We start from the raw sequence: 24,874 nt of genomic DNA, 5'->3' as shown, positions 1-24,874 counted from the left end.
AAAAGGTCAGCCTTGAAGTTTTAGAGGCTGGCCTTTTTTTCTTAAAGGTTACAAAAAAGTTACATAGGATAAGCTTAATTCTTAACCAGTTCATAACCCTTTTTCCCTCAGAGCTAGCTATCATGGATAGTGGAGCATGTGAGGAGAAAGGTGAGAACATGGAAAGAGAAAAGAGAAAAAGAAGATGGCAGTTGGAATATAAACTTGCTTCCGTGTGTATAGCGATTCTATTCTTGGTTACTTTGGCAGCTACATCGTTAATCCGGGGGAACGAGGTCAAGAGCATGGAAGTAAATAATAATAGGGAAAGGCCAGTTTCCCTCATCGAGAAAGAAGAGATCAAGGGAAATATAGACGACGAGAATTCACCGAAGCAAGAAGTGAAGAGGGAAATAAAGACTCAGGATGATTCTGTGGAAAGTTCTTCGGTTTCAGATACAGCTATCCAAACTGAAAAGAAACAGGATGAAACGATAAAGCAATCAAACAATCATATTATTTATCTAACATTTGATGATGGTCCGAACCAATATACGGACGCCATTCTAGATTTATTGGGACGCTACAATGCGAAGGCGACCTTTTTTATGCTGGAACCAAACATGGAAAGGTATGCAGATTCCATCCGGAGAATGGTCAATGAAGGGCATTCGATTGGCATGCATGGGGTGACCCATAATGCAAAAATAATCTATCAATCTAGTGAAGCAGTGGTGAATGAAATGAAGAGGGGGCAAGCGACGTTAGCCTCTATTTCAGGGCTGAACAGTTATCTCATCCGCGTTCCATATGGTTCTGTTCCTCATATGAAGCCAGCCTATTTTGAAGCAGTGAATAGGGAAGGCTTTAAGCTTTGGGATTGGACCATCGACAGCAAAGATTGGAAGTTTCTTAGTAGAAAGTATGTCTCCTATATTTTAGAACAGCTAGAGTCCTACTCTAACCCCGATGAACCAAAGGTAGTTCTTATGCATGACAAAGCTTCCACAGTAGAGCATCTAGAGAGCTTATTACAAAAATTGACGGAGCTTGGCTATGAAATGAAGCTGTTGACGGAGCAGCTTGAGCCAGTCACATTATGATTAGGAGAAGAAAAATGAAAAGATATATGAAAATTGCAGTAGGAGTTCTTGCTACATTAACGGTATTATTAGGGGTTTGTTTCTATTTTATCTTTGCAAAAGTGGGGGCTTTCTTTGATGAAACCTATAAACCGATTGCATCGACTCCTCCTGTCAAGCAAATTGAAGTGCAAAAAGAGGAGGAAGCCAAAGCCCTTCATGTGTTGCTGATGGGAATTGATGAACGTGAGGGTGATCGTGGGCGGCCAGATGTCATCATCGTCGCCAAGCTCGACCCAAAGCAACAAACAACGAAGATGGTCAGCATTTCGAGAGATACAAAGGTGATGATTCCAGGAAAAGACAGCTATACCAAATTGAATCATACTTATTCCATTGGCGGCACAGACTTAACGGTTCAAACCGTTGAAGAGCTACTCGGGATATCGATCGATTACTATGTTAAGGTGAATATGGAAGGCTTTGAAAAAATTATCCAAGAGTTTGGCAGTGTGACTGTCCAAAACAATAGGGCCTTTTCATTTGAAGGGTACTCTTTTTCAAAGGGCAAGATTTCCTTAGAATCCGATGAAGCGCTTGCTTATGTGAGAATGCGAAAAGGGGATCCGCTAGGGGACAAAGGGCGCAATTTTCGTCAACGTCAGGTAATAGAGGCTGTCATTCATAGACTAATTCAAGATCGAGATTATTTAGGTACGATTAAACTGCTGGAGACATTAGCCCCATATTTGGAATGGAATATTGGGCAAAAGGATTTGAAACCTTTATATACGCACTACCTTCCAGCCCTAAAAGAGATTCAAACAGATGACATGCCAGGTGCTGGAAAGATTGAAGAGGATGGATATTGGTATTTTACCCCGGAAAATCCTGAGAAGATGTTTAACGAATAGAGAATGTATATCTACAATAAGGAATCAGAGGGAGCGCTCTCTCTGATTCCTTGTCATTTGAGGCCGGAATAAGTATCAAATCACACTGTTCTTAATCGAATTGCTGTCACTTGCATCCGGGTCTAAAACAACGGAGGCTGGAAGATTAATAGGGGAGAGGTCACCGTTTTGTTCTCCGAATGCCTGATTTCTTTTGTACGTCACAAACTGATCAATTAATTGAAAGGAACCCATATTCGATACGGAGCCATTATCAAGGGCATTAATCTTAATTCCAAGGACATTTATAACAGTTGGTGAAATAAATACCATTTTTCTCATCCTCCCTTTCTAACACGATTAGAAAAAGCTAGACTTAACCGCTGGATTGTCTAGCAGATCCATATCCGACACCCATGATCGAGAATAGACAGCGGGGGAAAGATCTCCGTTCTGCTCGCCAAGCCCCTGATTCCTCTTATAAGAAACAAATTGGTCGATATGCTGACTTGGACCTAGATTGATTACTGCCCCGTTATCGATCGCATTGACTTTAATCCCCATAACATTGATAACCACCTGCCCAAACATTATCCATTCACTCCTAATGGGTTAGGAAGGTTTGCTGTTTCAAAGGAGGAATTTGCATCAATCTGATCGCGATCGTCGACAAAGCTTCTCGTACCAAAGAAATTTGTGCCATCCCCCATATTTTGCCCAAGCCCCATATTTTTCTTGTCAGAATTATGCCATTCAGCCAAGAGGTTTTGGCCAACGTTAATGGCAGATGCATTTTCAAAAGAATTGACCTTGATAATATTGATATTAATATTGATATAAGGTACTGGACCAGGCATGTGAATCCCTCCCATTCATCAAATATTCCTCTTTATCGAAATAGAGTCCTCCCGATCTTCATCGAAGACAGCAGACACCGTGTACATCCTTAGGCAACCATCTGCAAACTGCTGGCCTATGCCTTGATTTTTCTTCGCACATACGTTTCTGTTTATTTTTCTTGTGGAGCTAATGGAGATGGAGCTTAGGTGATCCTCATTATTCACTTTTATCCCTGTGATACTAATTTTTTGAGGTAAAAAATACATTCTATGCTTTCCTCCAAACTTTGCTGAATAGTTAAGAATATGCGATTGATGCAAAAAATATGTATCTATCAATTAGGGGGCTTATTTCAAGATTGTCTGAATAAATATAGGATGATGAATTTTTTCGTCAAGGGAGCAAGGCAGGGAGGGGCCACCATGGATATGGATAAAATAAAGCAGTGGATGGAGCTGGCAAAGAAATATCAAACAAATAACTTTTGGAGCGACATTTTTGAACAGCCCGCCTTTGACGACTTTATGAGAAACCAAATGGATTTTGGAGAGACAGGTGAATCTCCTCTAGATTTTAAGAAGGAGAATAAATTTCCTCCAACAGATATTTACATGACAGAGGATGAGATCTTCGTTGTATGTGATTTGGCAGGTTTCACAAAAGAAGATATTCGGCTATCCGTATCTGGTGCGAAGCTACTCATTAAAGGAGATACGAATCGGATGATGGCTGGAAAAATGGTTCAAAAGGAGCGGCAGCATGGTCCCTTTGAACGTGTAATTCAGCTTCCTGAACCAACACTACCAAATCAAATTCGGGCGAGATTTAGCAATGGCGTTCTCTTTGTTTCCTATCAGCGACATTTTAAGCAGGAGGAGTATGTCCCTATTGATTAAGGGAAATCCGTTCATATGAAGGGGATTAAAGATGCTAAGAGGGATATTTAGCCAGCATGGTCCAAAGGAAAATAAAAGCATGAAAATGGACGAGCTGGAAAAACAAATTTTGAGAATCAATGCTCTTGAGGTTCATGTTAAGAAACTATTGGTGTTGGAAAAAGAGCTCCAGGCTTCTGGGCATCAGGCATCTAATAAAGAAAAATGGAAGCAGTCCAAGAGAGGTGAGGCTCTAGACACCCAAATTGACCAGATTCTTGCAAAAAAGTTCTCGGAGTGTGTTCAAATAGAAAAACAACTGACTGAAAAAATACAGGCTCTTGAGGCAATAAATTCACATATGAATAGACGGCTCGAGGAATTAGAGAGGGAGAACGTATCCCTAAAGGAAGTTCAAGCCAAGCTTGAAAACACCGTAGAGGAGCTTATGCAGAAATGCCATGATGACGAGGATGAAGAAGCCATACAGCAAGTTAAGAACATATATATTGACAAGTTTTATTTGGATAAATATGAGCAAAATAATAACTTTGCTCAACTTGGGATTAAGACATTAAGCGGTACGCTAAATATTGGAGCAACCTATGGAATCGATGCCATTCCTAAGGAAATCAATGAACAAGCAAAAAATGAATGGAGTAAGCTGAAGGCCATTATGGAAAAGGAAAGAGAAAGGGATGTCTCGGAAGGAGAAGAATCTACCTACGAAGAGCCACAGGAGAATGATTTGGAATCAGACGAAGAAGATTCAGCTTTTACAGATATTAATATTGAAGAAGAGGATTTTTAAATAAGGCTCTGTTAATCTTCAGTGTTGATATTAGCCATATGTGCATGGTGTGAACGGGTTTTACTCGGGACGAGCAACGTAGTGAACCTACGCTCTTATGGCGGTATCAAGATCAACATAAAAATTTAACAGCGCCTTAAATAAAAAAACGGAGAGCTTTTTTGCTCTCCGCTTTGACATTCTATCCATTTTCCTTTCGAAATAGAGATTGAATGTTGATTTTTGAGTCTTTTAACATGTTTAGAATTTCCTTAGAGTTCCTATTAACATAAGCATAGTATAAGACGTCTACGACAAATAACTGTGAAATCAGGGATGTGGTGGCTGCGCTTCTTAACATAACAGCTTCCCCACCATGGTGAATGACAGGATAGTCCACAAGTTTTACCAATGTACTATTTTCATTTTGTGAAATACCAACCGTGTGGATTCCCCGTTGCTTAGCCACCTGTGTTAATTTAATGACTTCATTGGTTTCCCCTGAATTCGATATCGCTACAAACAGACTTTGTTCATGGGCATTTATCAGGGAAGAGACCAATAAATGATGGTCCAGCGTATTTACAACCGGTTTACCAATTCTAGAAAATTTTTGTGTGAAATCTTCAGCAACAACATGGGATGCACCTAACCCGTAGACATAAATCACACTACAATGATCTAGCAATTTAGCTATTTCCTCAATCCTATTTGTATCGAGATGATTCGCTGTTTGGGAAATCGATTGATTAAATCGGAGAGCTAGTTTTTCAGCGATGAGCGTCACTTCTTCATTGGGTGTGATATCCGTATATAGGTTTTCAGCCACACCCGAGGAATCGGCATACAATTGAATTTTTAATTGGGAAAAACCAGATAATCCAATCGAACGGCAAAAACGAACGATTGTGGCCGGACTTACGCCAGCTTTTTCTGCCAGTTCACTTGTATTGTAATTAACCGTTTCTACGGAATGTTGAAGAATATATTCACCGATTTTCTTTTCCGCTTTTGACAAATCATCCAATTTAGATTTTATTCGCAGTATGATATTTTCTTCCACCATGGATCACAGCCTAGCCTATTTAGTTTCCTTTTGGATTTCTTTAGGCACACCGAATAGGTATGTCACAATGAATCCTCCAATATAACCTGATACTAATCCGATAATATATCCCATCCAATGTCCATTAGCGATAAGAGGGATAAGTGGAATACCACTTGGGCCGATAGCAATGGCACCAATATTTCCGATTCCAGCAATCACGGCACCACCAATACCACCACCGATACAAGCAGTAATGAATGGACGTCCTAATGGTAATGTTACACCATAAATTAACGGTTCACCAATTCCAAGAATTCCAACTGGTAAAGCCCCTTTGATTAATCGAGTTAATTCTTTATTTTTTCTACATTTAACCCATAAAGCGAAGGCTGCTCCAACTTGACCAGCACCTGCCATTGCTAAGATTGGCAATAGAAGGGTGAAGCCAGATGCATTAATCATTTCAATATGAATTGGTGTTAGGATTTGGTGTAAGCCAAACATAACCATTGGTAAGAAGAAGAGTCCTAAGATAAATCCAGAGAAAGCACCACCAACATTTAATACCCAAGTAATCGAACCGACAAGAGCATTTGAAATGACACCAGCAATCGGCATAACGATAAAGATTGTAAAGAGACCAACAACTAATAATGCGATAGTAGGAGTGATGATGATATCAACAGAGTTTGGAATAATTTTGTGCAATCTTTTTTCAACTAATGATAGAATCCATACGGCAAAAATAACACCGATAATACCACCTTGTCCAGCTGCTAAAGCGTGCCCGTTAAATATATTTGTCAATGGGGCTTCAGGATTCATTCCAGTTAACATCGTAGCAGCACCGATGACGCCGCCCAAACCTGGAGTAGCACCAAATTCATTGGCACTATTAATACCAACGTAAATGACTAAATAAGCAAAAAGACCATTTTTAATAATATTTAATGTTGTAATGATGTTTGCCCAGTCCTGGCTTATGCTGCCAGCAGTCATAAGGTTGGAGAAAACGGCTGCGATTCCGCCGATAATACCGGCACCAACGAAGGCAGGAATTAATGGAACAAAAATATTCGCAATGGATTTTAATACGCGCTTAAAGGATGAGTTATTATTATGCTTTGCTTTTTCTCTTGCTTTCACTTCAGCTGCTTTTGCTTCTACCTTTTCACGATCCGTTAAACCAGAACCACCTTGTTTTGGAAAGGGCTCGCCAAGCTTAACGCCCGCTTCAGCAACCATAATATTCGCCACCTTGTTGACAATTCCAGGGCCAACAATGATTTGAAGCGTATCGTCTTCAACGATACCGAGTACTCCATCGATGGCTTTTAGTCCAGCCATATCAATTTTGCTATAATCTCTAACAGTGATTCGAACCCTTGTCATACAATGAATCAGTTTCTCGACATTCTCCATGCCACCAACTTTTTCATAGATCTCCCTAGCTAATCTTTGTTCTTTTGATTCAGCCATTTTTTTCTTACCTCCTTAATTTTGAGCTATTCAATGATGTTTCGAATAAATCCATTCGCCTGATCTAATTTCTCAGAAGCCTCTTCTTTGGAGAGTTTTGTTAAGATCATGACAATCGCTAATTTCACGTTTTTGTCAGCTGCAAAGAATGCTTTTTCCGCTTCTTCATAGCTGCATTCTGTGGCCTGCATGATAATCGACTTTGAACGTTCGACTAATTTGTCATTCGTTGGCTTCACATCGACCATTAGGTTTTTATAAACCTTCCCAATTCCGATCATCGAAGCAGTGGAAATCATATTTAATACTAATTTTTGCGCTGTACCTGACTTCAATCTTGTTGACCCCGTTAATACTTCAGGACCAACCTCCACTTCAATATTGATGTCGGCATACTTACTGATTTCAGCGTCTTTGTTACAAGCAAGACTTGCTGTTGTTGCCCCGACTTTTTTGGCATATTCTAATGCACCAATTACATATGGTGTTCTCCCACTTGCTGCAATCCCGAGAACGGTATCTTTTTCTGTTAGTTGAATATTGCGCAAGTCTTCTTCACCGAGAGTGATGGAATCCTCTGCCCCTTCAACAGCGACAGTCATGGCAGACATGCCACCAGCGATTAATCCCTGTACCATTGTTGGATCGGCACTAAATGTTGGGACACATTCCGCTGCATCGAGTATTCCTAAGCGGCCGCTCGTTCCTGCACCAACATAGACTAAATGGCCGCCTTTTTGAAAGGATTCTTTAACAGCTTCAACAACCTTTTCGATTTGTGGTAGTTCTTTTTTGACGCTTTCAGGAACGGTTTGGTCTTCCTTATTCATCAATTGTAAAATCTCAATGGTGGATAGCGTGTCTAAATTCATTGTGCTTTGGTTTCGTTGTTCAGTAGCTAGTTTATTTAGATTCATGATGTGCCTCCTTGATAGCAGCTATTATGAACTTTGTCCCATCCTCGATAAAGTCAAGTAATGGCAGATCCTTATCAATGACTTGTCCGATCACATTTACTTTAGCATCAGCAGGTAGTTCACGTTTTACAATTTGTAGTTCGCCCTTGTATCTGAGATACAAATGATTGTCGATTGTGATGCTTCCTTTTCTTCTTGCTATGTTGTTCTCTGGCTGAATATCATTCTGCTTATGAATAATTCTTGATTGTTCGCTGCGGATGACATCTCTTGAGACATCTAAGCGGTTTTGATGATCCTTGAAAATGTAAGAATCCCATTTCTTATTAATGGAAGATGCATGCAGAAGCAGAATCTTCCGTTGAAGGAATTCATTGAATTGCTGACAAGTCGCATCCGAAATACCAGGGTCGCCAACATATACATCATCCACTAGATAATCGCGAGTAAGCGATAATGCTGAGGAAAGTGGATGCCCAGAACGATGAATTTCCAAGGTAGGAAGTGTCTCATATAACGGCAAGCGTAAATTGTCATCTCCTGGTACGAAGGCGCATACTTTAAAGCGCTTACTTTTCAGCCAGTCATTTTTTCGGTAAAACCACTTTTCATCCAATCCGGTATTGGGTCTTGGATAATAATTATGCCAAACCTCAAGATTACTAAAGTTAGCATTGTGATAAATTAACTGCTCGTAATCGCTTTCTGTTAGTGTGCTGGCATTCAAACCAACAGTAAGGTACTGTGAAAGATTGGCTATTGTCTTAAAATCAATTCCATCATCTGCTCGCAGTCCTGAGATTCCGCTTTCAAAAATAGCCTGAGGTTCATCTAATGACAGCCCGATATTTTTGAGTGCATCACCTGAAATGTCAATCATTAGTCTTAAGTTTCTTGCTCGTACGATCTCTAACAAGGAAGTTAGGCGCTCATTGTACTTTGAAACATCATCCTCGGGGATATGCAATGAAGTAAAAACACCCTCAAATCCGATATCCGCCATTTGATTGACATAGCTTTCTTTCTCTTGCGACCAATCCTCATTAAGAAAAATTGAAAATCCCAGCAATTGATCACCACCCTGTTCAATTAATAGTGGACCTATAGCATTCCTATTGAATCGATTAATTATTACAATTACATTTTATACCTTATGAAATGAAATTTCAATATAAAACAAAAAATACCATAAAATTTGAAATGACATTTCATTAAATGATGTATATCACTAAAATGGAGTCTGAAAAATTTAAAACTTACACTTGCGTTTTATTTGAGCATCCACTATAATCATCCTTAACTTACAATTCTGAAAAAGACGATGAAGAGAAAAAGTAGGATTTAGCTATTTTTCACAGAGAGCTTCGGTAGCTGAAAAGAAGCAAAAATACGAATCTGAACAATGGCCTCTGAGTTTCGTGCTGAAAGTACCTCTGGTATGAGTAGGTTCCGACGAGATTTGGTACTCGTTATCCATACCACAGTATAAAAGGGGATCTTTCCTTCGAGTACTTGCAGAGACTGTTTTGCGTGAGCAATCAGTGAAATAAGGTGGTACCGCGTGTTCAAACCACGTCCTTATCCGATGGGATAATGACGTGGTTTTTTTGTTTTTAAAAACGGAATGTCTGGTATTAAGGACATTCCGGAACCATATCCGTGCGAATAAATTAAGCTGAAAGTGGAGGAAAAGAAGATGACAAATTATGTAGTATTGCAGACAGACTTTGGCACAAGCGATGGAGCTGTGTGTGCGATGTATGGTGTTGCGTTATCTGTCGACCCAGGGATTCGAATTTTTGACCTAACCCATGATATTCCTCAATACAATATATGGGAAGGGGCTTACCGTTTATATCAAACGATTTCCTACTGGCCAGAGGGAACCGTCTTTGTGTCGGTCGTGGATCCTGGAGTCGGATCTGAAAGAAGAAGCGTTGTTGTCAAAACAGCTTCCAACCAATATATCGTGACCCCAGATAATGGCACACTGACCCAGATAAAAAAGCATATTGGGATTGTTGCAGCGAGAATCATTGATGAAAATGTCAACCGCTTGCCCTATTCTGGGGAGTCTTATACCTTCCATGGGCGAGATGTCTATGCTTTTACGGCAGCAAGACTAGCGTCAGGTGTGATTTCGTTTGACGAGGTCGGACCTGAGGTATCGGTTGATTCCATTATTGAATTGCCTGTGACTGAAGCCAGCATTGAAAAGGGAGCGGTTATCGGAAATATTGATATCCTTGATGTTCGCTTTGGGAACCTCTGGACGAATATTGAGCGAGAGAAATTCAAGCAATTAAATATTGAATATGGGGATTCTTTCGAGGTGGTGATTGAAAATGAACAGCGCCAGATTTACAAGAACATTATGACCTACGGTCGATCCTTTGCGGACAGCCATTTAGGAGAGCCCCTTCTTTATGTGAATTCACTCGATAAGATTGGGGTTGCCCTCAACCAAGGCTCCTTTGCCAAGGCTTATCATGTGAAATCAGGGGCGAATTGGAAAATCTCTATACGTAAAGTTCCGAAAGTAATCTATAATTAAAACTATTAGAATTTTTAAAAAGGGAGAGAGACATTTTGTTTAAAAAATTATTTTCTATAAAGACGATTGTTGCGATTGGGATAGGGGCAGCAGTATTCATTATCTTGGCAAAATTTGCATCAATTCCATCACCAATTCCAAATACATCCATTCAAACATCCTATGCATTTTTAGCATTAATGGCGATTGTGTTTGGACCTATTGCAGGGGGATTGATTGGTTTAATTGGGCATGCACTGAATGATGCGATTTCATACGGCTCGGTTTGGTGGAGCTGGGTCGTTGTCTCGATGATTGTCGGATTTTTGATTGGGCTTGTGGCAAAGAAAATCGATATTGAATCCGGGGATTTTAGCAAGAAAAAGATCATTACTTTTAATATCACACAGGTACTTGCACAAGCAATTGGCTGGCTCTTAATTGCTCCTCTATTAGATATTTTGATTTATGCAGAACCTGCCAACAAAGTATTTGCACAGGGATTCTTTGCAGTGGTATCGAACATAGTAACCGTTGGTGTTATCGGAACAATTTTATTGATTGCCTACGCGAAAACACGCAGTAAGAGCAACAGCTTACACAGGGAATTATAGTCTAGGAGAGTAAGATGAAGAAACCAGTCATTGAATTTCACAACTACAGCTTTAAATATAATAGTCAGGTGGAGCCAACCCTTCGAGATTTGAATTTCACCATTTATGAAGGAGAGAAGGTATTAATTGTCGGGCCCTCTGGTTCTGGGAAAAGCACGATTGGTCATTGTATCAACGGGCTTGTTCCCTTTTCTTTTAAAGGAGAAGTGACTGGAAGCCTTAAGATATTGGGGAAAGAGGCAAAGAGCTTAGATATTTTTTCCTTGTCGAAAATGGTCGGTACCGTCCTGCAGGATCCAGATGGACAATTCATTGGGTTAACGGTGGGAGAGGATATTGCCTTTGCCCTTGAAAATGATTGTACCGAGCAGCAGGCCATGCATGGCATTGTTGATGAAGTGGCCAAAATGGTGGAGATGGATGGGTATCTTACCTCTTCTATCCATCATTTGTCGGGTGGGCAAAAACAGAGAGTCTCACTTGCAGGTGTACTTGTAGATAAGGTAGGGATTCTCCTGTTTGATGAACCCCTTGCCAATCTTGACCCAGCAACCGGAAAATATGCAATTGAATTGATTGATCGCATCCAAAAGGAAACAAATACAACCGTCGTGATCATTGAACACCGCCTGGAGGATGTTCTACATTGTCCAGTGGATCGAATTATTGTGATCGATGATGGACGTGTTGTTGCAGATATGAGTCCAGACCGGCTACTTGCAAGCAAGTATTTGGAAAAAAGCTATATTCGTGAGCCTCTTTACGTGAAAGCAGCCAAATATGCAGGCTGCGAAATAATGGAGGAGATGAAGCCAGCTCATCCGAGTACTTTTGCTTTGGACGGATGTAGAGACCAGCTTTTGACATGGGTTGAAGCAGTGGACATCGTTCCCTCAAGCGAAAAGAGAGAACCAATTTTGGAGCTCAAGGATATTTCTTTTAGCTATGAACCAGGCCGCGAGACGATCCATGATGTTTCTTTTTCCATTGAGAAGGGTGAGATGGTTAGTATTGTTGGCAAGAATGGTGCCGGGAAGTCGACACTTTCTAAGATTATTTGTGGGTTTGAAAAACTGAGCAGTGGTCAAATCCTTTTTGACGGTCACGATATTACTCACGATACAATTAAGGAACGATCTCTCAGAATTGGCATGGTGATGCAAAATCCTAATCATATGATTTCTAAAAATATGATCTTTGATGAGGTTGCTTTAGGTCTTGTGATACGTGGAGTTCCCGAGGAAGAAGTGAAGGAGCGAGTTGAAACAACGCTGAAAATTTGTGGTTTGTATCCGTTTCGGAATTGGCCGATTTCAGCTCTAAGCTTCGGTCAGAAAAAGCGCGTTACGATTGCCTCTATTTTAGTGTTGGAGCCTGAAGTAATTATTCTTGATGAACCTACTGCTGGTCAGGATCTACGCCACTATACGGAAATTATGGAATTCTTAGTGGAACTCAATCGTCAGGGCAAGACCATTGTGATGATCACCCATGATATGCACCTGATGCTTGAATATACGCCTCGTGCGATTGTGATAAAGGGTGGCAGGAAGATCGCAGATGACTCGGCTGCAGCTATTTTAACAGACTCAAGGATTATCCAGCAGGCAAATCTAAAGGAAACCTCCCTATTCGAGTTGGCGAAACGCCTAGAAATTGGAGAGCCAAGAAGGTTTGTGGAACGATTTATTGCCTATGATCGGGAGGTGCGAAACATATGGCAGTAGAGATGCTCTCGTATATTGACCGAAAATCTCCCATTCATGAGCTGACCGGAGTGACGAAGCTGATTTGTTTTATTATCTGGTCCTCAGCAGCAATGTTAACCTATGATACTCGTATTCTTGCTTTTTTGTTTATTTTTAGCATTGTTATTTTTCTTATTTCTAAAATCAAACTGAAGGAAATTTCCTTTATTCTTATTTTTATTTTGGTTTTTTTATTGCTTAATAATATCGCTATTTATGTCTTCTCTCCCCAAGAGGGTGTGAAAATCTATGGGACAAGCCATGTGCTATTCGAGATTTTTGGAAGACACAATGTCACGATCGAACAGATTTTTTATCAAATCAATATTACACTGAAATATTTTACCGTGATTCCTGTTGCCCTGCTTTTCATTGCGACGACTCATCCAAGTGAATTTGCCGCATCGATGAATAGAATTGGCGTGAGCTACCGAATCTCTTATGCGGTTGCTTTAGCTTTACGCTACATTCCCGATGTTCAGCGTGACTTTCGCAATATTGCCTTGTCACAACAGGCGAGAGGGATTGATATGTCCAGTAAGGAAAAATTGCCGAAGCGGATTAAGAACGCTACATCAATCATTATTCCGCTGATTTTATCAAGCCTTGAGAAAATTGATACGATCAGCAATGCGATGGAATTGCGTGGCTTCGGAAAAAATAAGAAGCGAACCTGGTACAGTGCCCGTCCCTTTCAGAAAAGAGACTATCTTACCTTGATTGCTTTTGCCCTTCTTTTTGTCATTTCAATGGTTGTTACCTATTATGATGGAGATCGATTTTATAATCCTTTTGTGTAGGGGTTTAAGATAGCCAATCTCATTGATTGGCTATCATAGACCCTCAGTTATCCCTCTACTAATGCCAGCCCCCCGCTCTATACCGTCCTTTCCGAAATGGAAGCCACCAGTTCCAGTTGCCAAATAGCTTCATCAAGCTCGGAACGAGCAAGAGCCGAATAATGGTTGCATCAATGGCAACGGCAATCGCAATTCCTACCCCAATTTGCTTTACTGGCATCACATCGGTGAAGGCGAATGCTCCAGTTAAGACGATCATAATAAGCGCCGCTGAAGTAATGATCTTACTCGTTGTTGCCAGTCCTTCAACTGTTGCCCGGTCATTATCTAGTGAATGGGCATATTCCTCCTGCATCCTCGAAATTAGAAATACCTCATAGTCCATGCTTAATCCGAAAACTAAGCTAAATACCAAGACAGGAATGATAAGGGCAATTGTTCCAGCTGGAAGTCCGAAATGACCATACTGAAAGACATAGACAAGGATACCAAAAGTGGCGGACAAGCCAAAAATATTCATGAGAATTGCTTTAATTGGAATGAGAAGGGAGCGAAATGCTATTAACAGGATAAAAAAGGTTGAAACAATGATGACGGAAAGAACTGCTCCAATCTTATTTTCAATCTCATCAAAAATTTCCTGGTTAAATTTAGGCATCCCACCGACCTTTAGTTCGTACCCAGAATATCGCTCCGCAACGGTTCGAACCCAATCTTGAGCTTCTTTGGAATCAGGCTCAGCAGCAATCGTAATCGGGATAAAGAGCTGGTGCTCCTTGATAAATTGCTCTTGCAAAGGTCTGAGCTTCGCTTCCATTTCAGGAACCTGCATGGACATTTCCCATTCCCTTGCGGACTTGACTCCACTTAAAGAGAAGAGTGTTGTCACCTCATCGACCAAAGGATCAGCCAGAAGTTTATCTTCCAATTCTTTTATCTCGGAAAGACCTTCTTCATTCTCCCATCCATTTTCCCTTGTTGCAATCGCATAAACCATTGATGTATCTTCAAGTCCAAAGGCCTCTTGCATCGCCTCATATGCGGACCGAGAGTCATATGATTTTGGCAAGGACTCAATGCTAGGAATCGTTAATTTCATATTTTTTATCGGAATCACTGCGATGCCAAGGATTAGAATGGAAAAAATCATGAGGAGCATCGGACGCTTAATGACTTTGTTGGCAAATTTTCTCCAGCCATCATCCCCATTTTCCTTCACCTTTAGCAATTGCCATTTATTAATTCTCTCTCCCAACATTATTAAAATGGAAGGTAAAAGGGTAATTGAGCTTAGCACCGCCAGGGCAACGACGATCATGCCACCTACGGCAATATTTTGGAAGATGTCCACTTCGACAAGCATCATCGCCCCAAGGCCGATAAGCACACAAAATGCTGAAAAAAGAACAGAGCGCCCAGCGGTGCGAATCGTTGTAGAAACAGCCTCGAGCAAGCCAGATTTTTTCCTTTCTTCACGGTACCTACTAATAAAAAGCAGGGCAAAATCAATGCTCAACGCAAGACCGAGCATCGGGATGATGTTAAGAACGAAAATCGATAAATCAATTCGGTTCCCTAACATGGTGAGCAGTCCAAATGAAACTAGAATCGTACTAATGCCGATGATCAGTGGAATGAAAGAAGCAACAACGGAGCCAAACGCGAATAAGAGAACAATAATCGCTATTGGCAAACCAATGGCTTCTGCCGTCATCAAATCTCGTTGACTCGCTGTGTTAATGTCCTTTGAAATGGCGGGAGCTCCCGTTAGAACGACTCCTTTGTCCTTATCAATTGCTTCCCGGATACTCGTAACGATTTCGGGCATGTCGTCTTCTTTATCTTCAAATTGAAGCAAAGCATAGGAAAGATCCTTTGAATAGAGGGAGTTATCCTCGAGGGGTGACACAATGGACGAGACCACATCGAGATCGGCGACTTTTTCCATCGTCTTGGCTATTTGTTTATCACTCATCTTATCAAACACAAGGAACATGGTCTCGGCGGGCATATCAAAGGCTTCAGAAGCAATATCCATCACTTCTGCATGCTCGCCCTCCATCCAAAACCCATCGCCGTGAAGCTTACTCGGCAATTGAATAGCAAAAAAGGCCATCACGACAATAAGTATGGCCCAAAGAGTGATAATGACTTTATAACTTTTTGTGACAAGACGTGCTAAAGTGAACATTTCTTTTTCTCCCTACTCATTTTTTTTACTTTCAGTTTAGCTAATAGTTTAAGGCTTGTCTGTAGCTGTATTTAAAAGACTTTCTCAAGAATTGACATGATTGGATGGAAAGAGTATAGAATATAAATAACTATAATATAGTAGAAAAACCGTTGAAAGAAAAGGTGGCGCTGTTATTTTGAATAACGAGCATATAGAAGCTGGATGGAATTTTGAACAGAGCTATTCTCGACTACCAAAAGACTTTTTTACCAAAACGAACCCGACACCTGTTGATTCTCCTAAGCTGATTATATTAAATGAAAAGCTTGCGGAATCGCTTGGACTTCAAGTACAAGCTCTTGCAGAGGAAAAGGGAGTGGAGGTGTTCGCTGGAAATCGTATCCCAGAGGGAGCGGAGCCACTTGCCCAAGCCTACGCTGGACACCAGTTTGGCCATTTTACGATGCTTGGAGATGGAAGGGCGGTGCTCTTAGGGGAGCAAATCACACCTAATGGGGAAAAATTTGATATTCAGCTGAAAGGCTCGGGACGGACTCCCTATTCTCGGGGTGGAGATGGTCGTGCAGCCCTTGGGCCGATGCTCCGTGAATATATCATTAGTGAAGCGATGCATGCACTAGGCATTCCAACTTCTCGGAGTTTAGCGGTTGTGACAACGGGTGAACAGATTATGAGGGAAACCGCACTCCCCGGTGCGATTTTAACACGTGTGGCCGCGAGTCATATACGAGTCGGTACCTTCCAATATGCAGCAGGGCGAGGGAACAAAGAGGGATTGAAGGCCTTGGCTGATTACACAATCGCACGACATTATCCCGAGATTAGCGGGAGCCAAACTCCTTACTTGTCCTTGTTGCAGGAAGTGATAAAGCGCCAGGCAAACCTCATTGCCAAATGGATGCATGTTGGTTTTATCCATGGGGTGATGAATACCGATAACATGACGATTAGTGGAGAAACGATTGATTATGGTCCGTGTGCCTTTATGGACACATACGATCCTAACACGGTCTTCAGCTCCATTGACACTGGCGGACGCTATGCATACGGGAATCAGCCATATATTGCAGCTTGGAATCTTGCTCGTTTTGCGGAAACACTTTTACCATTGCTGCATGAAGATCAGGATGAGGCTGTAAAAATGGCACAGGATGAAATCTCGGGCTTTTCTAAGCAGTACGAGGAAATCTGGCTTGATGGAATGAGGGCAAAACTAGGGATTTTTAATGAGGAAAAAGAGGATGCTGCCCTCGTCGATGAATGGCTCGGGCTTATGCAGAAGCACGAAGCTGATTATACGAACACCTTCAAAGCCTTAACTGAAGGTAGGGTTGATGAAATCTCGTTTTCTGGTCACGAGGAATTTGTAAAGTGGTTTGAACGATGGCAAGAAAGGCTTGGAAGACAGACGGAATCACAGGATGAAGTGAGTGAACAGATGCGACGTCATAATCCCGCTGTTATTCCTCGCAATCATCGTGTGGAAGAAGCGCTTGAAGCGGCAGTGGAGCATGGTGATCTAAGCGTGATGAGGAAGCTGCTTGATGTGCTTGCGAAACCCTATGCTTATACATCTGAGCAAGAATCTTACTGTACATTACCGACACCATCGGGAGTACCCTATCGAACTTTTTGTGGAACTTGAAGTCTTTGCACAGGCTCAACGAGGACATGAATCGGAGCACCAGAGAGAAAGGTTATCCGCAAATGAGCCTAATGAGGACATGAATCATTGAAATCATGGGAAACATGTCCCCATTAACAAGCCGGGGGACCACAAATCCATTAAAGCCAGTGATATAATGGAAATAAAAAGGGTGATTTTTGAGGGCATGCCTGAAGAAAAAAGAAAGTACTCCTACGCCGAATACATGTCTTGGGATGAAGATTTTCTTTGTGAAGTGCTGGATGGTGAAATCATTTCAATGTCCCCGTCACCAACCCCAAAACATCAGGATGTCGTAGATGAACTAACTGCTGAATTTAAGATGTTTCTTAGAGGCAAAGAGTGTATGGCATTTTCTTCTCCGATTGATGTTTGTTTATTTGCGGAGCATGAAATGAAGTACGAAGAAATTAAAGATTGGGTTCAGCCCGATTTAATCGTTGTCTGTGACCGTAGTAAAATAGGGGAAAAGAATATTATTGGAGCACCCGATCTTGTCATCGAAGTGTTGTCCCCTTCTACCACAAAAAACGACCGCTTAATAAAGTACAAGAATTATGAAAAAGCCGGGGTAAGAGAATATTGGATTGTTGATCCGTATCATATGTCCGTTGAGGTATATGAATTGAATAAAAATAGTTTTGATCGTACAGGGATATATCTTAAAGAAGACAACGTGAACGTAGGAGTTTTAGAAGGATTTAGCATCAACTTGGGGAATATCTTTAAGGATTAATTTACACAACATGAACGGACCTAAAATATTGGGGACCCATATAGCAGGAATTTCTCACAAAAAAGAATTTCCTGCATATGTCTTGGGATAAAGTCCAGTACCTTAGGTCTCGTAGATGATTTTCCCTGATAGGCTGAGATCATATCCGTGCAATTGTTCTAGCTGCTTACGGTAATCGAAGGAAGAGACGGATTCTTTGATGGTTTGAAGCAACTGTAAATTTTCCTTTGTTTTTAATACAACGAGATCGTATTGTTCTTTAATTAATGGGATGAAGTCGACATTGACCATTTTCGCGACATTCTCAATTCCAACTCCCACATCGGCTTGACCACTTGCTACAGCTGAAGCGATAGAAAAGTGGCTCGTCAGTTCCTTCTCATAGCCCTTGATGGAATCCCTTGAAATCCCATGTATGCGGAGCTGCTCATCGAGTAAGGCTCTGGCCCCAGAGCCTTTTTCACGATTGACAATTGTGACTTGTGCCCCCGCTAAATCCTCCCATTTTCTTATGTTCTTTGGATTGCCCTGTTGGACGTAAATCCCAGCATTCCGACAAACGAGATTGATCAGCATATAGGAATGGTTGACTAATATCCGTTTGACATAAGGAAGATTGTACTCGCCCGTATCGCCATCGAATAAGTGTACACTGACCACATCGCAGTCTCCGTTATACATGGAAATCAAGCTATTTAAGCTACCCTCATATAATCTTAATGGCGTTAAATCAGTGTTTTTTTCAATATACTTGCTTAAAATATCTAGTACGATGTCTTGTCCACTAATGATAATTTGCTTTTTATTATTTTTATCAATGCCTTGTTTTGCTTCTACAGATGGGTAAGTCTGATCGGAAACAGCCGTTTTCCCTTTTGATTTATATCTTTCAAGATCCTCGTGCTCAACTCTCATTTGCCTACCGACTCTAAAAGCGACAAGATCACCTTTTTTGATTAGATCATAAACAGTCAATTTGGATATCTTCAATAATTGAGAAACCTCTTCAATAGTATATGACGAGTTATTATTCATACGATCACTCTCCATGTCTATTATAGCTTGAATTTGTTTTTTAAGTGAAATTTGAAAAAAATCCTTTAAAGATAAAATTAATTATAATAAAATATAACTATTTTTAACGGGGTTTCAAACAATAAGGAGGTAGGATCATAAACGAATAAAATTTCAAAAAAAAATTATACTGGAGGCTTGTATGGCACAAAAGGAAAGCTTATTAAAAAAGGGAAATAAATCCTCTTTGATAGCTGCTATCGTCAATACGATTATCGCAATTGTAAAGGGAATTGCTTATTTTATGACTGGGAATGTGGCGATGTTTGCCGAGACGATGCACTCCTTAGGGGATGCAGCGAATCAATTTTTCGTGTATATCGGTAGTGCATTAAGTAAAAAAATGCCAACGGATCGCTATCCGAATGGATTTGGACGGCTCGTAAACCTAGTCCTTTTGGGGGCAGTTCTTATAGTAGGGATTATGAGCTATGAAACCATTAAAGAGGGAATTGAGCACATCATTCATCCGATTGAATCTAGCGGAATTGTGATCAATCTGTCCGTCTTAGGTGTTGGTGCAGCATTGGAATCCTATGTCCTTTTTAAAGCGATGAAGGAAATTCTCCACGATACCCATACAGAAGCAAAAGGTTTTGCGATCTTAATAAAGAGCTTCGCTAAGCTTAGCAGTGCAAAGCCTGCTACAAAGCTTGTTTTTATGGAGGATTTTGTTGCGACCTTAGGTGGAGTTATTGCCATTATCGGAATTTTAATTTCTTATTTTCTTGGATTTCATGCGGCAGAAGGCATAGCCTCTGTCATGATAGGATTGATGATGTTCTATGTGGTAGGAAAGGTTTTCCTCGATAATGCGAAGGGTGTTCTTGGTGAAGCAGACGATGCATTAGAGGAGGAAATTGGGAATTTCATTATAACCTACCCGGAAATAAAGGACATTCAAACCATGTACGCTGTCAAAGAGGGCGAAGATTTCCACATTGAGATGAAGCTTGAAATCAACCCGGTGCTGACTGTTAGGGAGGCCACAAGAATTAAGGATGAGATCGAAGCGAAGATTTATGATGCATTTAAAGGAGTAACTGATGTCATCATTGAATTTGTTGTGGACGACGGGGTAATGAATTGGGGCAACAATAAGTGACATAGAATGGAAAAAAGATATGGAAAATAGCCAAGGTAAGCAGTTTCTAAGTTTTTCGTACATAGATCAGGTATACATATTCTGATTGCAAACGAACAATATGGATATAGATATCATATAGAAAGTTGGAATAAGTATGGCACAACCAAGCGTTATTTTTTTCGATATTGATGGGACTTTGCTTACAGATGAGAAAGTATTGCCTGCCTCTACAAAGGAGGCCATCTTTACCCTTAAATGTCTCGGTCATACCGTGGCGATCGCTACAGGAAGGGCCCCTTTTATGTTTAAGGACCTGCGACGGGAGCTCGAAATCGACACCTTTGTGAGCTATAACGGTCAGTATGTTGTTTTGAATGGGGAAGTCATTTACACAAATCCATTAAAGATGTCCCCACTCGTTCAATTAACAGAAGCGGCTCTATTGAATAACCATCCAGTGGTGTATATGGACCATGAAGATATGAAGGCGAATGTACCAGAGCATGACTATATAAATGAAAGCATCGGTTCACTCAAAATCAACCAATTTCCGACTCATGATCCGCTCTATTATGAGGGGCGTGAGCTTTATCAAACGCTACTTTTCTGTCCGGAGGGTGAGGAAAAGCAATATGAAGAGGCTTTTCCAGACTTTGACTTCGTTCGCTGGCATCCAGTTTCCTTGGATGTACTCCCAAAGGGTGGCTCGAAGGCAAATGGCATTGCCAAGGTTGTTGAAAAATTAGGCTTTCCAAAAGAAAGACAGTATGCTTTCGGTGATGGCTTGAATGATAAGCAGATGCTTTCAACCATTGAAAATAGTGTTGCGATGGGAAATGGGGAGGAAGAAATCAAACAGGTCGCCAAATATGTAACAAAGTCTGTTGAAGAGGATGGCATTCTTCATGGGCTGCAAATGGTTGGCTTGCTGCCTAAATAATTATGTTGAGATTATGAGTCAGTCCTCAGCTGGAGGGACTGGCTTTTTTTATAGGAAAATTGGCTTAAATTAAATCTTTAAAAATGTTCAAGTAAACACTATTGTGATATTATTTAACTATGCAAATCAAATGGTATTTTTGGGAAATCATTACTTAAAAAATACCTATTTTAACCAGAAGTAATGGGAGAATTATATGACCAAATATAGAAGCGTACTATCCCAGTTTAATAGAGATATTCCCCTCCTCCTTTGCCTGATGGGGCTTGTGTTCCTTACTTCGACCTATAAGTTGACGTTTATCTATGGGATTACGATTACCTTCGCCAGTATTTTCCTATTTTTGATCCTGAGGATTTATGGGCTTGCGACAAGCATAATTACGGGATTATTAACCTTTCTTTTCATTCCAAAGGAAATGAGCCATATTGCTTACCAAACTATTTTTTTATTAGAAATCGTGTTCGTAGGTTTGTTCTTTCTAAAGGGAAGAAAAGCAAAAATGTTCTATGTGGATGTGCTTTTTTGGGTGTTAATAGGTGGAGCCCTCCTGTTTTTTATGAACCGGGAATTTCTATCAGGCTATGCCCTCCCCTTTAAAGTCTGTAAAGATATTATTAATGCACTAGTGAATGTTCTCATAGCCGATATGCTCCTTGCCTATTTTCCATTTTATAAATTGTTAAAATCAAATCGACTGAGCAAGAATAACGTCTCTATCCACCAATTTTTGGCGCATATTACCTTATTATCTGCTCTGCTTCCTTTTTACGTTAGTGTCACAACGAATACAATTAATATTTACGAATCGATTTCAACGGATCTAGTTGAAGAGGCGAGAATGACCGCCACCCGAGTCGAAAAACAAATTCGTGCTTTAAAGCAAAATGGACTGGTAGATCCATCCGTATTAAGAAAAATTCTTTTCGAGAACGAGTCACAGGAATACGTGATGATCATTGAACAGAATAAAAGGGTTTTGGCAGCAACCAATGACCAAGAAGGGACTAGCTCAACAGTATTGGCTCAAAAATATCGGGCCAAGGAGATAAAAGAGCATTTTTATGAGTTTCTTCCGCTGGAAAATAAAGATATCCAGCCTATTGTTGGTCACTTATACACGCTTGCAAACAAAATAAACAATGGCAGGAAGAGGAATCGATCTTTATTCCGATCTCCGTCAATATTTCAGCTAAACATTTTCAACAGGATTATCTTATTTCAATGGTCAAGAAAGCATTGAACGAATCAGGCTTGGCCCCGGAGTATTTGAAGCTTGAGATTACGGAAAGTGTCTTTATTCGAAATCCTGAACATGTGGCGGAAGTGATTCATCGGCTAAAAGGTATGGGAGTCCAGATTTCTATCGATGATTTTGGCAAGGGATATTCATCGCTATATCAGCTCTTGTACTTGCCAATCGATGAGATCAAAATTGATCGTCAGTTTATCAGGGATATCCATCAAAATGATAAACAGGCCCTTTTGGTAAAATCGATTTTGGAGTTAGCACGTGGATTGCAATTGAATGTGGTTGCAGAAGGTGTAGAAACAAAGCTAGAAAATGAAGTTTTGCTACAAATGGGCTGCTATGAAATTCAAGGCTTCCTTTTCAGTCCTCCTTTGGCAAAGGAGGATATCATCAAATTACTGCAGGCAGAAAGAAATAGTATTTGAATAGAAAAAATCCCTCATCACAAAATTGTGGTGAGGGATTTTTGTTAGACTTTAAATCTAGCCACATTCTCTTGTAATTCTTGTGCTAGGACACTTAAAGAATGAGCGGATGCGGAGATTTCTTCCATTGAGGCATTCTGCTCCTCTGCCGATGCGGCAACCTGTTGCGTGTTTCCAGCAGATTGCTGTGAAATGGTTGCGATTTCAGACATTTTTTGGACCATATTATCTGTACTAGCATTTACTTCTTCGACTACAGCAGATACTTCTTGTGCTTGTACAGTTATGTTGGAGATAAACTCTGTGATTTCCTGAAATGATTTTCCTGTTTCATTGACTTTTTCAATTCCTGATTGAACAGATTGTGTTCCTTCCTCCATGGACATGGTCACATCATCGATTTCTTTTTGAATTTGTTCAATAAGAACCCGAATATTATCTGTCGCTTTATTTGATTCCTCTGCTAGCTTTCTCACTTCATCCGCCACAACAGCAAAGCCTTTTCCATGCTCACCTGCCCGGGCAGCTTCAATGGCAGCATTTAATGCGAGAAGGTTCGTTTGGTCTGAAACTTGGGAGATCAAGTCAACAATATGGCCAATTTCTTTTGAACGATTGCCGAGCACATGAATGATGCCAGCGATTTTTGCAACATGCTGTGCAACGACTTCCATTTGAGAAATGGTTTCGGATACGACAATGTTTCCAGCCTCTGCTTTTTCGTTAGAGGTCATGCTCAAATCTGACACGATTTGGATGGAAGCTGCAACCTGCTCCATTCCTTTCGAAATTTCTTGCATCGATTGGTTTCCTGCCATAGCACTTCCTACTTGTTGTTCAGAACCAGAAGCAACATCCTGAATGGCAATCGTGATTTGTTCTGTCGCCTTCGAGGTTTGCTCTGAGCTTGCTAGCAGCTGTTCAGCTGATGCTGCTACCGTTTCGGAGGTCACCCTAACCTTGCGGATCAAGTTGGCAAGACTCGTTCCCATTTCATTAAAGGATTCAGCTAAATCGCTAATTTCATCTTTATTTTTTACCTGGATCGGATCCATTGTTAAATTCCCATTCGCCACTTCTTTTACGTTATCATTAACAAATTTCAATGGCTTCGTGATCATCTTTGCTACGATATAGGCAATCGATAAACCAAGGACAATCCCTCCAATTAGGAAGCCAATAATCATCCAGAAGCTTTGGGTAGATTCTTTATCCGCTTGGTTGCTAGCTATTTGTGCATTTTCTCGATTCAGTTCGACTAACTTATCAAGGTTAATTTGCATACTGGAGTAGGCATTATCTGCTTCGCTAATTAATGAAAGCAACCGAATCCCGTTAATATTCCCTGTCCCTTTGACAATATCCATGCTAGACCCAAGTTCAATAAATTTTTGATGTATTTTGGCGTAATTTTCCCATTTTCCTTTCAATACTTTAAAATTTTCTTTTTCCTCTTCTAACGTGATCATGGCTTCGAACTTTACAAAGGCTTTGTCGATTTCGGAAAAGGTTTGATTCATTTCTTCCTCAATGATTTTAAGCTTTTTCTCGTCAGGCTCAATTATATATTTGTATTCATGGGAAGCAAGATTTTCCGTTAAATAGTTGATATTATTAATCAACTCAACACTCGGAAGCCACTTTTCTGTTATTTCCGAGGACTTATCCTTAATACTATACATACTATAAATGGAGCCCAATCCTAAAAGCCCCATAATGAATAAGACGGATATAAAGCCTATGTATAATTTTTTTGTTACCGTAAACCTTATTCGTTTCATCTCTATCTCTTTCCCCCTAGTGGTTCCTAGTATATATTTCCCATTATACCATCTTGTAAATAATAAAAACTATTTAAATATTCCATAATTAATATTATAAAAGTATAATATAGCTAGTATC

25 protein-coding genes and 1 other annotated feature are annotated in these 24,874 nt (G+C 40.4%); of the genes, 14 read left to right on the top strand and 11 right to left on the bottom strand.

Going from position 1 to position 24,874, the window contains the following annotated elements; all coding sequences use genetic code 11:
- Positions 1-158 precede the first annotated feature (158 nt).
- Both J2S07_RS12870 and J2S07_RS12865 read left to right on the top strand, forming a co-directional pair.
- Positions 159-1,082 carry a polysaccharide deacetylase family protein gene (locus J2S07_RS12870; RefSeq protein ID WP_307150815.1) on the top strand — a complete coding sequence of 308 codons (924 nt, stop codon included), beginning with the start codon at positions 159-161 and terminating at the stop codon, positions 1,080-1,082.
- 14 nt (positions 1,083-1,096) lie between these two features.
- Positions 1,097-1,975, top strand: a complete 879-nt coding sequence (locus tag J2S07_RS12865; protein WP_307150814.1) for an LCP family glycopolymer transferase — start codon at positions 1,097-1,099, stop codon at positions 1,973-1,975.
- A 75-nt stretch (positions 1,976-2,050) separates the two neighbouring features.
- Here the strand turns inward: J2S07_RS12865 and J2S07_RS12860 are convergent, their stop codons facing one another.
- Genes J2S07_RS12860 through J2S07_RS12845 form a run of 4 tightly spaced genes read right to left on the bottom strand, consistent with a single transcriptional unit; the run spans position 2,051 to position 3,060 of the window.
- Positions 2,051-2,287, bottom strand: a complete 237-nt coding sequence (locus J2S07_RS12860; protein ID WP_307150813.1) for a hypothetical protein — start codon at positions 2,285-2,287, stop codon at positions 2,051-2,053.
- A 27-nt stretch (positions 2,288-2,314) separates the two neighbouring features.
- The gene (locus J2S07_RS12855) at positions 2,315-2,545 is read right to left on the bottom strand and encodes a hypothetical protein (protein WP_370872820.1); all 231 of its coding nucleotides are present in this window, start codon (positions 2,543-2,545) and stop codon (positions 2,315-2,317) included.
- On the bottom strand, positions 2,545-2,811 hold the full coding sequence (locus tag J2S07_RS12850; RefSeq protein WP_307150812.1) for a hypothetical protein: 267 nt from the start codon (positions 2,809-2,811) through the stop codon (positions 2,545-2,547). The genes J2S07_RS12855 and J2S07_RS12850 overlap by 1 nt, the downstream gene beginning before the upstream one ends.
- A gap of 18 nt (positions 2,812-2,829) precedes the next feature.
- Entirely contained in the window at positions 2,830-3,060 is a 231-nt protein-coding gene (locus J2S07_RS12845) for a hypothetical protein (protein ID WP_307150811.1), read from the bottom strand.
- A 156-nt stretch (positions 3,061-3,216) separates the two neighbouring features.
- Between J2S07_RS12845 and J2S07_RS12840 the strand changes: the two genes are divergently transcribed.
- Together J2S07_RS12840 and J2S07_RS12835 are read left to right on the top strand one after the other, a co-directional pair.
- Positions 3,217-3,690, top strand: coding sequence for an Hsp20/alpha crystallin family protein (locus tag J2S07_RS12840; protein WP_307150810.1), 474 nt, complete (start codon positions 3,217-3,219; stop codon positions 3,688-3,690).
- Between the two features lie 31 nt (positions 3,691-3,721).
- Entirely contained in the window at positions 3,722-4,480 is a 759-nt protein-coding gene (locus tag J2S07_RS12835; RefSeq protein ID WP_307150809.1) for a hypothetical protein, read from the top strand.
- Between the two features lie 181 nt (positions 4,481-4,661).
- On the opposite strand, the gene J2S07_RS12830 is transcribed toward J2S07_RS12835, so the two are convergent.
- Genes J2S07_RS12830 through J2S07_RS12815 form a run of 4 tightly spaced genes read right to left on the bottom strand, consistent with a single transcriptional unit; the run spans position 4,662 to position 8,972 of the window.
- The gene (locus J2S07_RS12830) at positions 4,662-5,525 is read right to left on the bottom strand and encodes a MurR/RpiR family transcriptional regulator (RefSeq protein ID WP_307150808.1); all 864 of its coding nucleotides are present in this window, start codon (positions 5,523-5,525) and stop codon (positions 4,662-4,664) included.
- 15 nt (positions 5,526-5,540) lie between these two features.
- The gene (locus tag J2S07_RS12825) at positions 5,541-6,986 is read right to left on the bottom strand and encodes a PTS transporter subunit EIIC (RefSeq protein WP_307150807.1); all 1,446 of its coding nucleotides are present in this window, start codon (positions 6,984-6,986) and stop codon (positions 5,541-5,543) included.
- A gap of 26 nt (positions 6,987-7,012) precedes the next feature.
- Positions 7,013-7,903: an N-acetylmuramic acid 6-phosphate etherase gene (gene murQ, locus J2S07_RS12820; RefSeq protein ID WP_307150806.1), complete on the bottom strand. Its 891-nt coding sequence runs from the start codon at positions 7,901-7,903 to the stop codon at positions 7,013-7,015.
- Complete coding sequence (locus J2S07_RS12815; protein ID WP_307150805.1) at positions 7,890-8,972, bottom strand: DUF871 domain-containing protein; 1,083 nt, start codon at positions 8,970-8,972, stop codon at positions 7,890-7,892. The genes murQ and J2S07_RS12815 overlap by 14 nt, the downstream gene beginning before the upstream one ends.
- Before the next feature lie 243 nt (positions 8,973-9,215).
- Positions 9,216-9,486: a binding site (T-box leader), on the top strand.
- Positions 9,487-9,599: 113 nt separating this feature from the next.
- Here J2S07_RS12815 and J2S07_RS12810 point away from each other — a divergent pair.
- Genes J2S07_RS12810 through J2S07_RS12795 form a run of 4 tightly spaced genes read left to right on the top strand, consistent with a single transcriptional unit; the run spans position 9,600 to position 13,598 of the window.
- Positions 9,600-10,457, top strand: coding sequence for an SAM hydrolase/SAM-dependent halogenase family protein (locus J2S07_RS12810; protein ID WP_307150804.1), 858 nt, complete (start codon positions 9,600-9,602; stop codon positions 10,455-10,457).
- A 35-nt stretch (positions 10,458-10,492) separates the two neighbouring features.
- Complete coding sequence (locus J2S07_RS12805) at positions 10,493-11,050, top strand: ECF-type riboflavin transporter substrate-binding protein (protein WP_307150803.1); 558 nt, start codon at positions 10,493-10,495, stop codon at positions 11,048-11,050.
- Between the two features lie 14 nt (positions 11,051-11,064).
- Complete coding sequence (locus J2S07_RS12800) at positions 11,065-12,777, top strand: ABC transporter ATP-binding protein (protein ID WP_307150802.1); 1,713 nt, start codon at positions 11,065-11,067, stop codon at positions 12,775-12,777.
- Positions 12,768-13,598, top strand: a complete 831-nt coding sequence (locus J2S07_RS12795) for an energy-coupling factor transporter transmembrane component T family protein (protein ID WP_307150801.1) — start codon at positions 12,768-12,770, stop codon at positions 13,596-13,598. The genes J2S07_RS12800 and J2S07_RS12795 overlap by 10 nt, the downstream gene beginning before the upstream one ends.
- Before the next feature lie 58 nt (positions 13,599-13,656).
- Here J2S07_RS12795 and J2S07_RS12790 read toward each other — a convergent pair whose 3' ends face one another.
- Entirely contained in the window at positions 13,657-15,789 is a 2,133-nt protein-coding gene (locus J2S07_RS12790; RefSeq protein WP_307150800.1) for an MMPL family transporter, read from the bottom strand.
- Between the two features lie 175 nt (positions 15,790-15,964).
- Here J2S07_RS12790 and J2S07_RS12785 point away from each other — a divergent pair, with 175 nt between their 5' ends.
- The gene (locus J2S07_RS12785) at positions 15,965-17,437 is read left to right on the top strand and encodes a protein adenylyltransferase SelO (RefSeq protein ID WP_370872824.1); all 1,473 of its coding nucleotides are present in this window, start codon (positions 15,965-15,967) and stop codon (positions 17,435-17,437) included.
- Positions 17,438-17,624: 187 nt separating this feature from the next.
- The gene (locus tag J2S07_RS12780; protein ID WP_307150798.1) at positions 17,625-18,194 is read left to right on the top strand and encodes a Uma2 family endonuclease; all 570 of its coding nucleotides are present in this window, start codon (positions 17,625-17,627) and stop codon (positions 18,192-18,194) included.
- A 102-nt stretch (positions 18,195-18,296) separates the two neighbouring features.
- Here J2S07_RS12780 and J2S07_RS12775 read toward each other — a convergent pair whose 3' ends face one another.
- A complete protein-coding gene (locus J2S07_RS12775; RefSeq protein ID WP_307150797.1) occupies positions 18,297-19,229 on the bottom strand; it encodes a helix-turn-helix transcriptional regulator in 933 nt (310 codons plus the stop codon).
- Between the two features lie 181 nt (positions 19,230-19,410).
- Between J2S07_RS12775 and J2S07_RS12770 the strand changes: the two genes are divergently transcribed.
- The 4 genes from J2S07_RS12770 to J2S07_RS12755 all read left to right on the top strand — a co-directional run bounded on the left by J2S07_RS12770 (position 19,411) and on the right by J2S07_RS12755 (position 22,972).
- Positions 19,411-20,373 carry a cation diffusion facilitator family transporter gene (locus J2S07_RS12770; RefSeq protein ID WP_307150796.1) on the top strand — a complete coding sequence of 321 codons (963 nt, stop codon included), beginning with the start codon at positions 19,411-19,413 and terminating at the stop codon, positions 20,371-20,373.
- 136 nt (positions 20,374-20,509) lie between these two features.
- Positions 20,510-21,295 carry a Cof-type HAD-IIB family hydrolase gene (locus tag J2S07_RS12765; protein ID WP_307150795.1) on the top strand — a complete coding sequence of 262 codons (786 nt, stop codon included), beginning with the start codon at positions 20,510-20,512 and terminating at the stop codon, positions 21,293-21,295.
- Positions 21,296-21,491: 196 nt separating this feature from the next.
- On the top strand, positions 21,492-22,538 hold the full coding sequence (locus tag J2S07_RS12760; protein ID WP_307150794.1) for a hypothetical protein: 1,047 nt from the start codon (positions 21,492-21,494) through the stop codon (positions 22,536-22,538).
- The gene (locus J2S07_RS12755) at positions 22,457-22,972 is read left to right on the top strand and encodes an EAL domain-containing protein (protein WP_307150848.1); all 516 of its coding nucleotides are present in this window, start codon (positions 22,457-22,459) and stop codon (positions 22,970-22,972) included. The genes J2S07_RS12760 and J2S07_RS12755 overlap by 82 nt, the downstream gene beginning before the upstream one ends.
- 44 nt (positions 22,973-23,016) lie before the next feature.
- Here the strand turns inward: J2S07_RS12755 and J2S07_RS12750 are convergent, their stop codons facing one another.
- Positions 23,017-24,753, bottom strand: coding sequence for a HAMP domain-containing methyl-accepting chemotaxis protein (locus J2S07_RS12750; RefSeq protein WP_307150793.1), 1,737 nt, complete (start codon positions 24,751-24,753; stop codon positions 23,017-23,019).
- Positions 24,754-24,874 lie beyond the last annotated feature (121 nt).

The sequence above is a fragment of the Anoxybacillus andreesenii genome (assembly GCF_030813005.1).
Lineage (GTDB): Bacteria > Bacillota > Bacilli > Bacillales > Cytobacillaceae > Robertmurraya > Robertmurraya andreesenii.
This window is presented reverse-complemented; position numbering and strand designations above follow the sequence as displayed.

What these genes read in the sequence shown, in the direction of transcription:
- J2S07_RS12870 (WP_307150815.1), top strand. Translation starts at nt 159, where the DNA reads ATGGAAAGAGAAAAGAGAAAAAGAAGATGGCAGTTGGAATATAAACTT.
- J2S07_RS12865 (WP_307150814.1), top strand. Translation starts at nt 1,097, where the DNA reads ATGAAAAGATATATGAAAATTGCAGTAGGAGTTCTTGCTACATTAACG.
- J2S07_RS12860 (WP_307150813.1), bottom strand. Translation starts at nt 2,287, where the DNA reads ATGGTATTTATTTCACCAACTGTTATAAATGTCCTTGGAATTAAGATT.
- J2S07_RS12855 (WP_370872820.1), bottom strand. Translation starts at nt 2,545, where the DNA reads ATGTTTGGGCAGGTGGTTATCAATGTTATGGGGATTAAAGTCAATGCG.
- J2S07_RS12850 (WP_307150812.1), bottom strand. Translation starts at nt 2,811, where the DNA reads ATGCCTGGTCCAGTACCTTATATCAATATTAATATCAATATTATCAAG.
- J2S07_RS12845 (WP_307150811.1), bottom strand. Translation starts at nt 3,060, where the DNA reads ATGTATTTTTTACCTCAAAAAATTAGTATCACAGGGATAAAAGTGAAT.
- J2S07_RS12840 (WP_307150810.1), top strand. Translation starts at nt 3,217, where the DNA reads ATGGATATGGATAAAATAAAGCAGTGGATGGAGCTGGCAAAGAAATAT.
- J2S07_RS12835 (WP_307150809.1), top strand. Translation starts at nt 3,722, where the DNA reads ATGCTAAGAGGGATATTTAGCCAGCATGGTCCAAAGGAAAATAAAAGC.
- J2S07_RS12830 (WP_307150808.1), bottom strand. Translation starts at nt 5,525, where the DNA reads ATGGTGGAAGAAAATATCATACTGCGAATAAAATCTAAATTGGATGAT.
- J2S07_RS12825 (WP_307150807.1), bottom strand. Translation starts at nt 6,986, where the DNA reads ATGGCTGAATCAAAAGAACAAAGATTAGCTAGGGAGATCTATGAAAAA.
- murQ (WP_307150806.1), bottom strand. Translation starts at nt 7,903, where the DNA reads ATGAATCTAAATAAACTAGCTACTGAACAACGAAACCAAAGCACAATG.
- J2S07_RS12810 (WP_307150804.1), top strand. Translation starts at nt 9,600, where the DNA reads ATGACAAATTATGTAGTATTGCAGACAGACTTTGGCACAAGCGATGGA.
- J2S07_RS12800 (WP_307150802.1), top strand. Translation starts at nt 11,065, where the DNA reads ATGAAGAAACCAGTCATTGAATTTCACAACTACAGCTTTAAATATAAT.
- J2S07_RS12795 (WP_307150801.1), top strand. Translation starts at nt 12,768, where the DNA reads ATGGCAGTAGAGATGCTCTCGTATATTGACCGAAAATCTCCCATTCAT.
- J2S07_RS12790 (WP_307150800.1), bottom strand. Translation starts at nt 15,789, where the DNA reads ATGTTCACTTTAGCACGTCTTGTCACAAAAAGTTATAAAGTCATTATC.
- J2S07_RS12780 (WP_307150798.1), top strand. Translation starts at nt 17,625, where the DNA reads ATGCCTGAAGAAAAAAGAAAGTACTCCTACGCCGAATACATGTCTTGG.
- J2S07_RS12775 (WP_307150797.1), bottom strand. Translation starts at nt 19,229, where the DNA reads ATGAATAATAACTCGTCATATACTATTGAAGAGGTTTCTCAATTATTG.
- J2S07_RS12770 (WP_307150796.1), top strand. Translation starts at nt 19,411, where the DNA reads ATGGCACAAAAGGAAAGCTTATTAAAAAAGGGAAATAAATCCTCTTTG.
- J2S07_RS12765 (WP_307150795.1), top strand. Translation starts at nt 20,510, where the DNA reads ATGGCACAACCAAGCGTTATTTTTTTCGATATTGATGGGACTTTGCTT.
- J2S07_RS12760 (WP_307150794.1), top strand. Translation starts at nt 21,492, where the DNA reads ATGACCAAATATAGAAGCGTACTATCCCAGTTTAATAGAGATATTCCC.
- J2S07_RS12750 (WP_307150793.1), bottom strand. Translation starts at nt 24,753, where the DNA reads ATGAAACGAATAAGGTTTACGGTAACAAAAAAATTATACATAGGCTTT.